The organism is Acinetobacter sp. 24-47-64, assembly GCF_057737055.1.
Map to the genome: position 1 here is coordinate 1,625,429 of NZ_CM173215.1, position 13,227 is coordinate 1,638,655.

Here is a 13,227-nt window from a genome sequence, read left to right on the forward strand (position 1 = left end):
CTTAGGTACTCAGTGAATTCGTGAGTTGAATAGCATAGCGACGTGCAAGCGCATCAGTCTCTAAGATTAGCTCTAAAGAATCAGCATTTGAATTTTGAACATGATTCAAAGTGGATTCAACAACTTTAGGAATATCTAAAAATTTGATTTTATCTTTTAAAAATGCTTCAACCGCGATTTCATTTGCAGCATTTAAGATCGCAGGCGCCAATCCTCCAGATTTCATTGCTTCACGAGCCAATTGCAACGCTGGAAAGCGTACAGTATCAGGCTGCATAAAATTAAGCGTATCGTTTAGAAATAAATCTAGCGGAGGAACATGTGTTTCAATCCGATCTGGCCATGCAAATGCATGTGCAATCGGCGTACACATATCAGGATTACCCATTTGAGCCAAAGTACTACCATCAACATACTGAACCATTGAGTGAATAATACTTTGTGGGTGCACAACCACTGTAACAAAATGTTCTTGAATTGAAAATAAATGACAGGCCTCGATCAACTCGAGACCTTTGTTCATTAGCGTTGCCGAATCAACTGATATCTTCTGTCCCATTGACCAATTAGGGTGCTTACAAGCCTGTGCAGGTGTCACAATACTGAGCTCATCTAGCGTATGATGCAAAAATGGACCGCCAGAAGCAGTCAACAAAATTTGTGAAACACCTAACTGGGGTTTACCACCTGTATCTAATTGTAAATAATTTTGAGGCAGGCACTGAAATATTGCGTTATGTTCAGAATCTACAGGTAATAATAAGGCTTTATTCTCTTTAGCGGCCTTCATCATGATGTCACCAGACATCACCAACGATTCTTTATTTGCTAGAAGAACACGCTTACCCGCTTGAACAGCAGCGAGTGTTGGCAATAATCCTGCCGCACCCACTATCGCCGCCATCACGATATCAACCTGAGGATGCTCAGCAACAGCAATTAAACCCGACTCATCAGAGAGAATTTCGGTTGAAGTGATATTTTTTAATTTGAAAAATTGATGTAGTTCATCCACCTTGCCTGAAGGTACAACAGCATACTGTGGATGATATTGTTGACATATTTCGCTTAACTGCTCTACACGACTAAATGCAGATACCGCAAAAACATTGTACTTCTCTGGATGTCGATCAATGACTTTTAAGGTACTTTGTCCAATTGAACCCGTTACACCTAATATACATACTGATTGAGACATCTATAAATCTACACCAACAAGTTTTAAAACAAATATTCCCGCAGCAAAAATAGGTGCGGCAGCAAGCAATGAGTCAATGCGATCTAATACACCACCATGACCAGGCAAAATACGACCTGAATCCTTAATACCTGCACGACGCTTAATCATTGATTCAAATAAATCACCTTGAACTGAGCTAAATACTGTCAGCACAGATAGGAGTAAAAATAGAATATGCTCTACTGCGGTTAAATCTAAATAGTTAAATTGTACAAATAAGATAACAATGATGACTGTAATTACACCACCGATTAACCCTTCAATAGATTTATTCGGGCTCACCTCAGGTGCAAGCTTACGCTTACCAAGCTTCCTACCTACAAAATACGCCCCACTATCAGCACCCCACACTAAGAGGAATAGATACATGAGCCACCAAGGTGAACTTATCCAGACTTCGTATATTGCCGATACTGCAGCGCTAATAATCACTACACCAATCCAATTCAGTGAAGTGTTATACCACGCATCATAAAGAGGATATTGCTTAACCCAATAAATGGTAATAACCCAAGTAATAATCGAAGCACTCCACAACAGCAGTACTAGATCATCAAAATAAAGCGCAATTGCAGAAAATACCGCAGTGATTACACCAAAGCATCCTGCTTTAAATTTATTCACTTGATCAGTTTGACGAGGCATGAGTTTAAACCACTCATAGCCAGCCCCCCCGGCAGCGATAATCATTAACGCTAACATTGGATAAATGGATGTAGTTGCGAACATACAGCTCAAGACTACAGCCACTAAAATCAATGCGGTAATTATCCGCTCTAACATTATTAGTTCTCTATTTTCTCTTGTTGGACCTGCTCAGAGGTTTTTCCAAAGCGCCTTTCACGCCCTAAAAACACACCAAAGGCATGATCCAATTCTTCTGTTGTGAATTCTGGCCACAACGTCTCAGTAAAATACAACTCAGCATATGCAGATTGCCATAATAAAAAATTAGACAATCGATAATCACCACCAGTACGAATCAATAAGTCGACTGGAGGTAAGTCACCTAAACTGACATGCTGAGCAAACAAATCAACATCAACTTGATCAACATCAATTTTTTGTTCTTTGACGAGTTGTGCGATTGTTTTAGCAGTTTGTGCGATATCCCACATTCCACCATAGCTCACAGCAATTGTGAGCGTCATTTCTGTGAAAGTAGCAGTCCTTTGTTCTGCTTGCAACATTAATTGTTGCAATTCTGGCGATAAACGAGAGCGATCCCCGATGAATCTGAGCCCAATCTGAAACTTTATCATTCGAGGAATTTGTTCATTAATCGTCTCTTGCAACAATTTCATGAGCAAATCAACTTCATATTGAGGTCGATTCCAGTTTTCACTTGAGAAGGCATAAACAGTAAGTGCTTTTACACCCACTTTACGACAATGCTCTACAATCGGATCAAGGACATTTTTTCCTTCACGGTGTCCATCACCTTTTTGTAGATGTTTCTTTTTTGCAAAACGATTGTTGCCATCCATAATGATGGCAACATGTTGTGGCAGAAGCTCTGCTGAGATGGTCATTATATAGCTTAGACCTTCATCAACTCTGCTTCTTTTGCTGCTAAACGCTTTTCAACTTCAGCAACAAACTTATCTGTGATTTTTTGGATTTCATCGCCAGCACGACGCTCATCGTCTTCAGAAATTTCTTTTTCTTTCAACAACGCTTTAATATCACCTAATACATCACGGCGAATATTACGAATCGCAACTTTTGCATTTTCAGCCTCGTTACGTGCCACTTTTTGCATATCACGGCGTGTTTCTTCAGTTAATGCCGCCATTGGTACACGAATTGAATCAGCAGTAATTGGGTTCAAACCTAAATCTGACTCACGAATTGCTTTATCGATTGCAGCAACCATGGTGCGCTCGAAAGGTTGAACAAGCAATGTACGCGAATCTTCAACCCCAATGTTAGCAACTTGGTTTAATGGCACATCAGAGCCATAGTAAGGAACCATTACGCCGTTAAGAATTGATGGATGTGCACGACCTGTACGAACTTTAGCAAAACCATGCTCTAATGAGTCCAATGATTTATTCATGCGCTCTTCAGCATCTTTTTTAAGATCGTTAATCATGTGATCTTCCTTACCTAATTCTCAAAATTTAAATCAAAATAGTGTTTAGTATAAATAGCTTTGAAAGCCACGTACATCAATTAGTAACGTGAGTACCTTCTTTTTCACCCATAACCACTGACAATAACGCACCTGATTTATTCATATCGAATACTTGAAGTGGAACATTATGGTCACGGCATAAGCAAATCGCGGTTAAATCCATTACACCAAGTTTCTCATCTAAGACTTGGTCGAATGTTAATGCATCATATTTAACAGCATCTTCATATTTGCTTGGATCTTTATTGTAGACACCATCTACCTTAGTCGCTTTAAGAATTAAGTTGGCCTCAATCTCAATACCACGTAAGCAAGCAGCGGTATCTGTCGTAAAGAATGGATTACCAGTACCCGCCACAAACACACAAACTTCACCATTATTTAAATGACGAATCGCATCACGGCTAGAATATGATTCTACAACTGTACCGATTGGTAATGCTGACATTAAACGGGTTTTAATATTACGACGTACCAATGCATCTCGTAGCGCCAAACCGTTCATCACAGTTGCTAGCATACCCATTTGATCACCTGTTACGCGACCAACCAACCCATCTTGCTGTAATTGGCTACCACGATAAAGGTTACCACCACCCACAACGATACCAACTTGCACACCTAGACCAACCAAGTGAGCAATAGATAAAGACATTTGATCAAGCACTTGTGCGTCGATACCCATATCTTTATTGCCTGCTAGCGCTTCACCCGAAAGTTTTAGCAGAATACGACCAAAGCGTGGTTTTTTAGAATCTAACATTACAAACTCCAATATCCGAATTCATTTATATGTATTACTTCAAACAATTATGCGGTTTTAATTTCAATCAATTCTGCATAAAGGTCGTATTCATCCGCATCAGTGATTTTAACAACCAGTAAATCACCTGCTTTAATCTTGCTCTTATCAATATCTTCTACAAAGACATTTCCATCAATTTCTGGAGCATCTGCATAAGAACGCGCCACTGCAACTGGAAACTCTTCTTCTAGATCATCAACCAGCACGGTCATGGTTTGACCAATACGCTTTTGTAGCTTTGCAGCAGAAATTTCTTGCTGAACCTGCATAAAGCGTTCGTAGCGTTCCTGTTTAATTTCTTCAGGCACATGATCTGGCAGATCATTTGCAGTTGCACCTTCAACTGGAGAGTATGTAAAACAACCAACGCGATCGAGCTGAGCTTCTTTCAACCAATCTAGAAGTTGCACGAAATCTTCTTCAGTTTCACCCGGGAAGCCAACAACAAATGTTGAACGAATGACTAAATCAGGACACTTTTCACGCCAAACTTTTAAACGCTCTAGCGTGTTTTCACTATGCGCTGGACGCTTCATTAGTTTTAAAATTTTAGGGCTAGCGTGTTGGAATGGAATATCTAAGTAAGGCAAGATCTTACCCTTTGCCATCAAATCGATAACCGCATCAACATGTGGATATGGGTAGACATAATGCAGACGCACCCAAATACCCAATTGACCTAATGCTTCACACATATCATAGAACTTAGTTTTTACAGGCTGACCATTCCAAAAATCAAGCTTGTATTTTGTATCTACACCATATGCCGAAGTATCTTGAGAAATAACCAAGACTTCCTTTACACCAGATCGTTTTAAAGCCGCCGCTTCTTCTAATACAGAACCAACTGGGCGAGATACGAGATCGCCACGCATACTTGGAATAATACAGAAGGTACAACGGTGGTTACAGCCTTCAGATATCTTCAAATATGCATAATGTTTTGGTGTTAATCGAATACCTTGTTCTGGCACAAGATCAATAAACGGATTATGTTTAGGAGGTTCAGGAACATATTGATGCACAGCTTCCATTACTTCTTGATAAGCTGCTGCACCAGTAACTTTAAGTACGTTTGGATGCATTTGACGAATTTTTTCTTCATCTTTACCCAAACAACCTGTTACGATGACGCGACCGTTCGCACTCATCGCCTCACCAATCGCGTCTAATGACTCTTGTACTGCAGATTCAATAAAACCACAGGTATTAACAACAACTAAATCAGCACCGTCATAATCCGACGCTACATCATAACCTTCAGTTTTCAACTGAGTAAGAATTCGCTCGGAATCTACCAATGCCTTAGGACAACCTAAAGAAACAAAACCGACTTTGGGGGATTTCATGAATCTGCGCTCCACTAGAATCCGCGTATTGTATGTCTTTTCAATTCATAAAAACAGTTGAAAACCCCACTCTTTGCATAACGCACCAAAATATTCCCATAAATTTTAAAAAATATTGCAATCGCACCAATATGATGCATTATTAAATAAACCCAACTTTGCATGAATATTTTGCAATCGCTTCGCGCTTTTTTTCTTAATAAATGAGTTCATTTTAGTTGTTTTTAACGATTTCAAACAAAGTTGGCTCATATTTTGCTTTATTTGAGGACGTTAAAATTAAATAACTCCCTCTTTGTGAGCAGTGATGGAAAAACTCATAGATGCAATTGCTCTATTTTAAGACAGGATTTTGAGGTTAATGAATCAACAACCAACGATTGATTACCGTTTACTCGTAGACAACTTGAGCACTGCGATACTTTTAGTCGATAGTGAATTAAATATTTTTTATTTAAATTCCTCATGTGAAGCACTCTTTGATATCAGCTTATTAAGAGCATCAGGTCAATCTGTGCTCAGTATTTTACAATCTCCAGGTGATTCATTTAACACCGAAGAAGCGCTCACAAATACATTACTCACGGGGCAAGCTTATACCCGCCGTGAAGCGACTATTATTGTGAACTTTAAAGATGTACATGTTGACTACTCTGTTGCCCAACTTAACACTGGCAAAAGTTATCACCCCCTCCTTCTGATTGAACTCAATCCAATTGATCGAATGTTGAAAATTTCTAAAGAAGAAAATTTTATTCAACAACATCAGGTCGCACGCCAATTAATCAGAGGTGTCGCGCATGAGATTAAGAATCCATTAGGGGGCATACGTGGCGCAACTCAATTATTGGCACGTAGTTTAAATGATCCTGAATATAAAGAATTTACGGACATTATTATTAGTGAAGTAGATCGCCTGAGAAATCTTGCTGACACAATGCTCGGTTCTCGGCAGTTACCAAGCTATGAACCTGTAAATATTCACGAGCCTTTGGAACGCGTTCGTTCTCTGATTGTGAACCAAACAAAAAAGAAAATTAAAATTACTCGTGATTATGATCTTTCTTTACCTGATGTTGAAGCAGATCGGGATCAACTTATTCAAGTGATGTTGAATATCAGTGTAAATGCTATTCAGGCCATGACTGAAAATAAAGAGTTTTTTCAAGACACTCAACCTGAATTAACCCTGCGTACACGTATTCATCGCCTTGTCACGATTAACGGAACTTTACATCGCTCAACTGTTCGAATTGATATTGAAGATAACGGCCCTGGCGTTCCAGAAGAAATTTTGGAGTCCGTATTTTATCCATTAGTCACAGGACGCGCTAAAGGAACAGGCTTAGGTCTGAGCATCGCACAAAATATTATGCATCAACACAATGGAATGATTGAATGCCAATCTGTTCCGGGCAAAACCGTATTTAGTCTTTATATACCTTGGGAGTTAAACCATGTCGCGAAATAAAATTTGGGTAATAGATGACGATCGCGCCATGCGTTGGGTTCTAGAAAAAACATTTAAAGAAGAAGGTTTAGATGTTACCAGTTTCGAAGAAGCTCAATCTGCACTGGATCAGTTACTTGATGATACACCTGATGTAATTTTGACAGATATACGGATGCCAGGAATTGATGGTCTTACCTTTCTCGCTAAAGTCAAAGGTCATTATCCTGATCTACCTGTGATCATCATGACGGCACATTCGGATCTAGAGTCAGCAGTATCAAGCTATCAAACGGGTGCTTTTGAATATTTACCAAAACCATTTGATATTGATGAGGCTTTAGCACTTGTAAATCGTGCCATCATGCACATTAATAAGCTCCAACAACAAGAATCTGCGAAATCAACCGTACAGCCAATTCAATCAACTGAGATCATTGGAGAATCTCCTGCAATGCAGGAAGTCTTCCGAGCAATTGGACGTTTGTCACAATCACACATTACGGTATTAATTAATGGTGAGTCAGGTACAGGTAAAGAGTTAGTCGCTCATGCATTGCATCGTCATTCACCTCGTAGCAGTAAGCCATTTATTGCGCTTAATATGGCTGCCATTCCGAAAGATTTGATTGAAACTGAATTATTTGGTCATGAAAAAGGTGCATTCACTGGCGCTAATACTCAGCGACAAGGTCGTTTTGAGCAAGCCAATGGCGGTACATTATTCCTTGATGAAATTGGGGACATGCCATTCGAAACCCAAACGCGTTTATTGCGTGTTTTAGCTGATGGCGAGTTTTATCGCGTCGGTGGACACATTCCAGTGCGTGTTGATGTCCGCATTGTCGCTGCGACTCACCAAGATCTAGAAAAATTAGTACATGATGGACGCTTCCGTGAGGATCTTTATCATCGTCTGAATGTAATTCGTATTCATATTCCTAAACTTGCTCACCGCTCGGAAGACATTCCGATGCTCGCACAACACTTTCTCGCACGAGCAGGTAAAGAACTTGGTGTAAGTCCAAAGATTTTACGTACAGAAACTATTGAATATATGAAACAGTTGCCTTGGCAAGGTAATGTACGTCAACTTGAAAACACATGTCGCTGGCTGACAGTGATGATTACTGGACGAGAGGTTTACCCAGAAGATCTTCCTTCTGAGTTAAAACAACTACCAATCCAAAAATCTGATGATCCAAATCATCCACACAATCAAGCAGATCGTATCGCTATTCAGCATTGGGATGAGTTGCTTAGTCAGTGGGCTGTACAAAAACTCAAAAATGGCGAAATGAAATTATTGGATATCGCCACGCCTATGTTTGAACGCACCTTAATTAATGCGGCACTACAACAAACTCGAGGAAGAAAACGCCATGCTGCTGAGCTTTTAGGTTGGGGTCGCAATACCTTGACTCGTAAGCTAAAAGAATTAGGAATGGATACTGCTGAAGATGATGAAGATGAAGTTGTAAGCACTACTGCCGAGTAAACTTCTAGATTTAGGTTAATCAACACAATTGATTAACCTTTTCTTCATCATAATTCTAAAATTTTAAATCATGCTCAATATAAAATACAAAAAGACGAGTCCAAATGAACAATAATCACTTAAAGCATAAAACTTATCTAGGTATCATCTTCTGCCTTATTTCTTCACCCTCCTTTGCCACAGTCAGCGGTCCGGAGACAATAGAAGTACTAGGTTCAGATATTAAAGATCATAAAATATATTATTTACGCCATTACCATGATGAATCTGGTCGACTACCAACACTCTATTATTATTTGCTCAACAGCAGAAACCCACATAAAGCGATTGAGGTTCAATCCATTTATACCCCATTAAATAGCCGAAATCACATTACTGAAATTCAGCATACGCTACGCAAAATTCAAAGTATTCAAGCTCGCCTTGTCAAACCAACACCATTAAGTCCCAAGACTGCTAAACTAAAATTCAATAGACAAAGAGAACAGACTGGAAATTTTTGGTTAAACGTGCCTGAAATTAAAGTAAGTAAATTCCAATCTCAGGTACAACTCAGCCAAAGCTCTGATCCTTCAAAGTATAAAAGTCAACAATTCGAGAATATTCGATATCATCGTAATTTACCTCAGATCAAAAAACTTTACGCATTTCCTTACACTTTCCCCAATTATCGCGTTGCAGTCATTAGTTACATGGGTATTCCTACTGAAACAGGCTACGAAAAACAAGATGCCATTTTACTCAGCTCAACAAAATAAAAAGCTCCCGAAGGAGCTTTTTATTATGCTTTTCAAGCACGCTGTTCAATTGGTACAACTTTGCGTAATTCAGGTCCTGTATAATCCGCACTTGGGCGAATAATACGGTTGTCCGCACGTTGCTCCATCACATGTGCCGCCCATCCTGTTACACGAGACATCACAAAAATTGGCGTGAATAGTTTCGTTGGTATACCCATAAAGTGATAAGCAGAAGCATGGAAGAAATCAGCATTACAGAATAATTTTTTCTCTCGCCACATGACTTCTTCACAACGTACTGATACTGGATATAAAACAGTATCTCCTACGTCCTTAGCCAAGCGCTCAGACCATACCTTAATAATCCCATTACGTGGATCATTGTCTTTGTAAATTGCATGACCAAAGCCCATGATTTTTTCTTTGCGTTCGAGCATACCCAGCATTTCGCGCTCAGCTTCTTCAGGAGATTTCCATTGCTCAATCATATCCATTGCCGCTTCATTTGCACCGCCATGCAGTGGACCACGCAAAGAACCAATCGCACCTGTAATACACGAATGTAAATCTGATAACGTCGAAGCACACACACGTGCCGTAAATGTTGAAGCGTTAAATTCATGTTCTGCATAGAGAATTAAAGAAACATTCATGACTTGTTCATGCAATTCATTAGGTTTTTCGCCACGCAATAAATGCAAGAATTGAGCACCAATTGAGTCGTCATCAGTATTTTCTTCGATACGAACACCATCATGGCTATATCGATACCAATAACAAATAATGGCTGGCAATGTTGCCAAAATACGATCAGCTATATCTTGCTGTTCACCAAAGGACTGTTCTGTTTCTAAGTTACCCAACATAGAAACACCTGTACGCATAACATCCATAGGATGTGAATCTGCTGGGATACGTTCAAGCACTTCTTTTAATGCTTGCGGTAACGCTCTCAGTGATTTTAGTTTTGCTTTATAGTCCGCAAGTTGTTGCGCCGTAGGTAGTTCACCAAAGAAAATTAAATATGCAACTTCTTCAAATTGGCAATTTTCCGCCAAATCCTGAACATCATAACCACGATATGTTAAGCCTGCACCACTTTTCCCAACGGTTGAAAGTGCTGTTTTACCTGCGACTTGTCCACGCAATCCTGCGCCAGTCAATACTTTTCCTTCAGCCATTTTTTTATTTCTCCTGAGTGAATAGCTTATCTAGTGTGTTTTCGAAAGTATGATAATCAAGGAACTCGTATAATTCTTTTCGTTGTTGCATTTTATCAATAACATTCACTTGCGTGCCGTCTTTACGAATTGAATGCATCACTTCTAATGCTGCTTTCTGCATCGCACGTGTCGCAGACAATGGGTATAACACCATTGAAATCCCCTGTTCTGCTAGCTCTTCGGTTGTATAATAAGGGGTATCACCAAATTCAGTGATATTCGCTAGCACAGGCACACCTACAGCATCACAGACTGTTTTATACATCGTTATATCAGTCATCGCTTCCGCAAAAATAGCATCAGCTCCAGCTTCAACACATGCACATGCACGATCAATGACGGCTTGAAGCCCTTCTTTTTGCAGCGCATCCGTACGTGCCATGACCACAAAATTAGAATCAGTTTTTGCATCAACAGCAGCCTTAATACGGTCTACCATTTCTTGTTGTGACACAATTTCTTTATTCGGACGATGTCCGCAGCGTTTTTGCGCAACTTGGTCTTCAATATGAACAGCAGCAGCTCCAGCAGCGATCATTTGCTTGATACTTCGTGCAATATTAAATGCACCACCCCAACCTGTATCAATATCCACAAGCAAAGGCGTATCTACACGTTCAGTGATACGACGAACATCTTCAAGCACATTATCTAAACTCGTCATTCCCAAATCAGGAAGACCATAGGAATAGTTTGCAACACCTGCGCCTGATAGATAAATTGCTTTATAGCCAACTTGTTTTGCCATCATTGCTGCATATGCATTTACAGTTCCGATGATTTGTAATGGCTTTTCCACTTCTAATGCTTGTCTAAATCTTAAGCCTGCAGACGATTGTTCTGTCATATTCCTTTCCACAGTGTTTACTATAATTATCGAGTTTTTAGTATATCTATAAATTTAGTTTGATATATGACCGTTTAGTATTTTTGCTCTAAAACTTTAGTCATATAAAAATGAATTATCATTCATTTTTTGATTTTGTTATTATTTTGAGTGTCAGGCGTTAAGTGCTTTAATTTGGTATACTCCATCTTCAATTTCATTTTCGCTATTGTTACTGCATGCAACATCCATTTCCGCATATTGAAACTTCTGGTTGTGATATGCCCCATACTCGCCGTGGTCAAGAACGACGTTTAGCATTATTGCTAAGCGCCAATACGCTATTCTTGGAACGTGGCTACGATGCTGTGTCTTTGGATGATATTGTTCAACATGCTGGAGGCTCCAAAGCATCTATTTATAAATATTTTGGCGGCAAAGAAGGCCTTTTTACTGCTATATGTGATTATCGACGTGAACTCTTTTTTAAAGATATCTGTGTTGCATATGATTCAGATCATGGCGATTTTAGATCTTATCTGATACATACACTACTTAACTTTCATCGCCACATTAAAAAAGAAGATCACACTGCCTTTATGCGCCTCGTGATTGAGCAATCCCAAAAAAATCCAGAACTTGCTCTTTATTTGCACGAAAAAGGCCCTAAACATATCCAGTTAGCGATCGCAAATGCATTAGAAAATGCGCATAAACTTGGTGTGTTAAAATGTGAAAATCCTTTATTTTCTGCTCAATTATATTTTGGAATCTTAAGAAATTTGGAATGGAAGATTTTAATGGGGATACCAGTACTTGAGACCGATCAAGAAACCATCGAATACATCAGCTATTCTGTCGATCGCTTCCTAGATGGGCACCAAAAAGTCTAGTTTTTTTGCAATTCTCTTTACATATAGTATATTAGTCGATTCTCGTTTTTTTTCATCAACCAACAATTATTGGTCGTCTCATTCACTATTTTGACGAAACAATGATTGTGGAGTAACCATGGCTCTACGACATTTTCTTACTTTACGTGACCTTTCAACTGCAGAATTAAATCGCATTATTGATCGTGCTATAGAATTAAAACGCATGCAGCATAATCATGAAGTCTACCAACCCTTTGTTGGTAAAGTAATGGGAATGATTTTTGAAAAATCGAGCACACGTACCCGTGTTTCTTTTGAAGCTGGTATGACCCAATTTGGTGGTAGCGCAATTTTCCTCTCGTCCCGGGATACGCAATTAGGTCGCGGCGAACCGATTGAAGATTCAGCTCGCGTTATTTCAAGCATGCTTGATATTGTGATGATTCGTACTTTTGGCCACGATATTGTCACACGTTTTGCAGAATATTCTAAAGTCCCAGTTATTAATGCACTGACCGATGATCACCACCCTTGCCAATTGCTTGCTGATGTTCAAACATTCGTAGAACACCGTGGCGCTATCCAAGGCAAAACCGTTGCGTGGATTGGTGATGGTAATAATATGTGTAACTCATATATCGAAGCTGCACATATGTGGGGCTTTAAACTTAAGATTGCATCACCAAAAGGTTATGAACCAAAACCTGAATTTCTCTCTGAATTCGCGCACTGCGCCGAAGTTGTAGACTCTGCTGAAGATGCTGCAGTGAATGCCGACCTTATCGTTACTGATGTTTGGGCCAGCATGGGACAAGAAGAAGAGCAAAAAATTCGTGAAAAAGCTTTTGCTGATTTTCAAGTCAATGAACGTCTAATGGATCTTGCTCATCCAGACTGTTTATTTATGCACTGTTTACCTGCCCATCGCGGTGAAGAAATTTCAGAAAATATGCTCGATCACAAAAATGCTGTGGTATGGGATGAAGCTGAAAACCGCCTTCACGCTCAAAAAGCACTTGTTGAGTTCCTCATCAATGAAAGCTTAAAAAAAGATTAATTTCATCCACTAAAAAAGCACCCTCGG

Annotated in this window: 13 protein-coding genes; 5 read left to right on the forward strand and 8 right to left on the reverse strand. The window is 39.5% G+C overall.

From position 1 onward, the window contains the following. Position 1 precedes the first annotated feature (1 nt). From ispC to rimO, 6 genes are all read right to left on the reverse strand, one after another. Complete coding sequence (gene ispC, locus AC1M85_RS07780; protein ID WP_488212835.1) at positions 2 to 1,198, reverse strand: 1-deoxy-D-xylulose-5-phosphate reductoisomerase; 1,197 nt, start codon at positions 1,196 to 1,198, stop codon at positions 2 to 4. Continuing rightward, a complete protein-coding gene (locus AC1M85_RS07785) occupies positions 1,199 to 2,023 on the reverse strand; it encodes a phosphatidate cytidylyltransferase (RefSeq protein WP_035263666.1) in 825 nt (274 codons plus the stop codon). A gap of 2 nt (positions 2,024 to 2,025) precedes the next feature. After that, positions 2,026 to 2,772 (reverse strand): polyprenyl diphosphate synthase, encoded by a 747-nt coding sequence (uppS, locus tag AC1M85_RS07790; RefSeq protein ID WP_180027804.1) that lies wholly within the window; start codon positions 2,770 to 2,772, stop codon positions 2,026 to 2,028. Between the two features lie 8 nt (positions 2,773 to 2,780). After that, entirely contained in the window at positions 2,781 to 3,335 is a 555-nt protein-coding gene (gene frr / locus AC1M85_RS07795) for a ribosome recycling factor (protein WP_035263669.1), read from the reverse strand. Positions 3,336 to 3,411: 76 nt separating this feature from the next. Beyond that, entirely contained in the window at positions 3,412 to 4,140 is a 729-nt protein-coding gene (pyrH, locus tag AC1M85_RS07800; protein ID WP_035263670.1) for a UMP kinase, read from the reverse strand. 47 nt (positions 4,141 to 4,187) lie between these two features. Then, on the reverse strand, positions 4,188 to 5,531 hold the full coding sequence (gene rimO / locus AC1M85_RS07805; RefSeq protein WP_481589950.1) for a 30S ribosomal protein S12 methylthiotransferase RimO: 1,344 nt from the start codon (positions 5,529 to 5,531) through the stop codon (positions 4,188 to 4,190). 361 nt (positions 5,532 to 5,892) lie between these two features. Here rimO and glnL point away from each other — a divergent pair, with 361 nt between their 5' ends. The 3 genes from glnL to AC1M85_RS07820 all read left to right on the forward strand — a co-directional run bounded on the left by glnL (position 5,893) and on the right by AC1M85_RS07820 (position 9,237). After that, positions 5,893 to 7,002: a nitrogen regulation protein NR(II) gene (glnL, locus tag AC1M85_RS07810; RefSeq protein ID WP_180027802.1), complete on the forward strand. Its 1,110-nt coding sequence runs from the start codon at positions 5,893 to 5,895 to the stop codon at positions 7,000 to 7,002. Continuing rightward, positions 6,989 to 8,479, forward strand: a complete 1,491-nt coding sequence (gene glnG / locus AC1M85_RS07815) for a nitrogen regulation protein NR(I) (protein WP_035263676.1) — start codon at positions 6,989 to 6,991, stop codon at positions 8,477 to 8,479. The genes glnL and glnG overlap by 14 nt, the downstream gene beginning before the upstream one ends. A gap of 104 nt (positions 8,480 to 8,583) precedes the next feature. Beyond that, complete coding sequence (locus AC1M85_RS07820) at positions 8,584 to 9,237, forward strand: aminotransferase (protein ID WP_488212836.1); 654 nt, start codon at positions 8,584 to 8,586, stop codon at positions 9,235 to 9,237. A 32-nt stretch (positions 9,238 to 9,269) separates the two neighbouring features. Here AC1M85_RS07820 and prpC read toward each other — a convergent pair whose 3' ends face one another. Continuing rightward, positions 9,270 to 10,400, reverse strand: coding sequence for a bifunctional 2-methylcitrate synthase/citrate synthase (prpC, locus tag AC1M85_RS07825; protein ID WP_092766353.1), 1,131 nt, complete (start codon positions 10,398 to 10,400; stop codon positions 9,270 to 9,272). A 4-nt stretch (positions 10,401 to 10,404) separates the two neighbouring features. Beyond that, positions 10,405 to 11,289: a methylisocitrate lyase gene (gene prpB, locus AC1M85_RS07830; RefSeq protein ID WP_035263679.1), complete on the reverse strand. Its 885-nt coding sequence runs from the start codon at positions 11,287 to 11,289 to the stop codon at positions 10,405 to 10,407. A 218-nt stretch (positions 11,290 to 11,507) separates the two neighbouring features. Between prpB and AC1M85_RS07835 the strand changes: the two genes are divergently transcribed. Together AC1M85_RS07835 and argF are read left to right on the forward strand one after the other, a co-directional pair. Then, positions 11,508 to 12,161, forward strand: coding sequence for a TetR/AcrR family transcriptional regulator (locus AC1M85_RS07835; RefSeq protein ID WP_488212837.1), 654 nt, complete (start codon positions 11,508 to 11,510; stop codon positions 12,159 to 12,161). A 118-nt stretch (positions 12,162 to 12,279) separates the two neighbouring features. Further along, positions 12,280 to 13,200, forward strand: a complete 921-nt coding sequence (gene argF / locus AC1M85_RS07840) for an ornithine carbamoyltransferase (protein ID WP_092766356.1) — start codon at positions 12,280 to 12,282, stop codon at positions 13,198 to 13,200. Positions 13,201 to 13,227: the final 27 nt, after the last annotated feature.

Coding starts and splice junctions, on each gene's coding strand:
- prpC (WP_092766353.1), bottom strand. CDS start 10,400: ATGGCTGAAGGAAAAGTATTGACTGGCGCAGGATTGCGTGGACAAGTC.
- frr (WP_035263669.1), bottom strand. CDS start 3,335: ATGATTAACGATCTTAAAAAAGATGCTGAAGAGCGCATGAATAAATCA.
- ispC (WP_488212835.1), bottom strand. CDS start 1,198: ATGTCTCAATCAGTATGTATATTAGGTGTAACGGGTTCAATTGGACAA.
- AC1M85_RS07835 (WP_488212837.1), top strand. CDS start 11,508: ATGCAACATCCATTTCCGCATATTGAAACTTCTGGTTGTGATATGCCC.
- glnL (WP_180027802.1), top strand. CDS start 5,893: ATGAATCAACAACCAACGATTGATTACCGTTTACTCGTAGACAACTTG.
- AC1M85_RS07785 (WP_035263666.1), bottom strand. CDS start 2,023: ATGTTAGAGCGGATAATTACCGCATTGATTTTAGTGGCTGTAGTCTTG.
- AC1M85_RS07820 (WP_488212836.1), top strand. CDS start 8,584: ATGAACAATAATCACTTAAAGCATAAAACTTATCTAGGTATCATCTTC.
- argF (WP_092766356.1), top strand. CDS start 12,280: ATGGCTCTACGACATTTTCTTACTTTACGTGACCTTTCAACTGCAGAA.
- pyrH (WP_035263670.1), bottom strand. CDS start 4,140: ATGTTAGATTCTAAAAAACCACGCTTTGGTCGTATTCTGCTAAAACTT.
- glnG (WP_035263676.1), top strand. CDS start 6,989: ATGTCGCGAAATAAAATTTGGGTAATAGATGACGATCGCGCCATGCGT.
- rimO (WP_481589950.1), bottom strand. CDS start 5,531: ATGAAATCCCCCAAAGTCGGTTTTGTTTCTTTAGGTTGTCCTAAGGCA.
- uppS (WP_180027804.1), bottom strand. CDS start 2,772: ATGACCATCTCAGCAGAGCTTCTGCCACAACATGTTGCCATCATTATG.
- prpB (WP_035263679.1), bottom strand. CDS start 11,289: ATGACAGAACAATCGTCTGCAGGCTTAAGATTTAGACAAGCATTAGAA.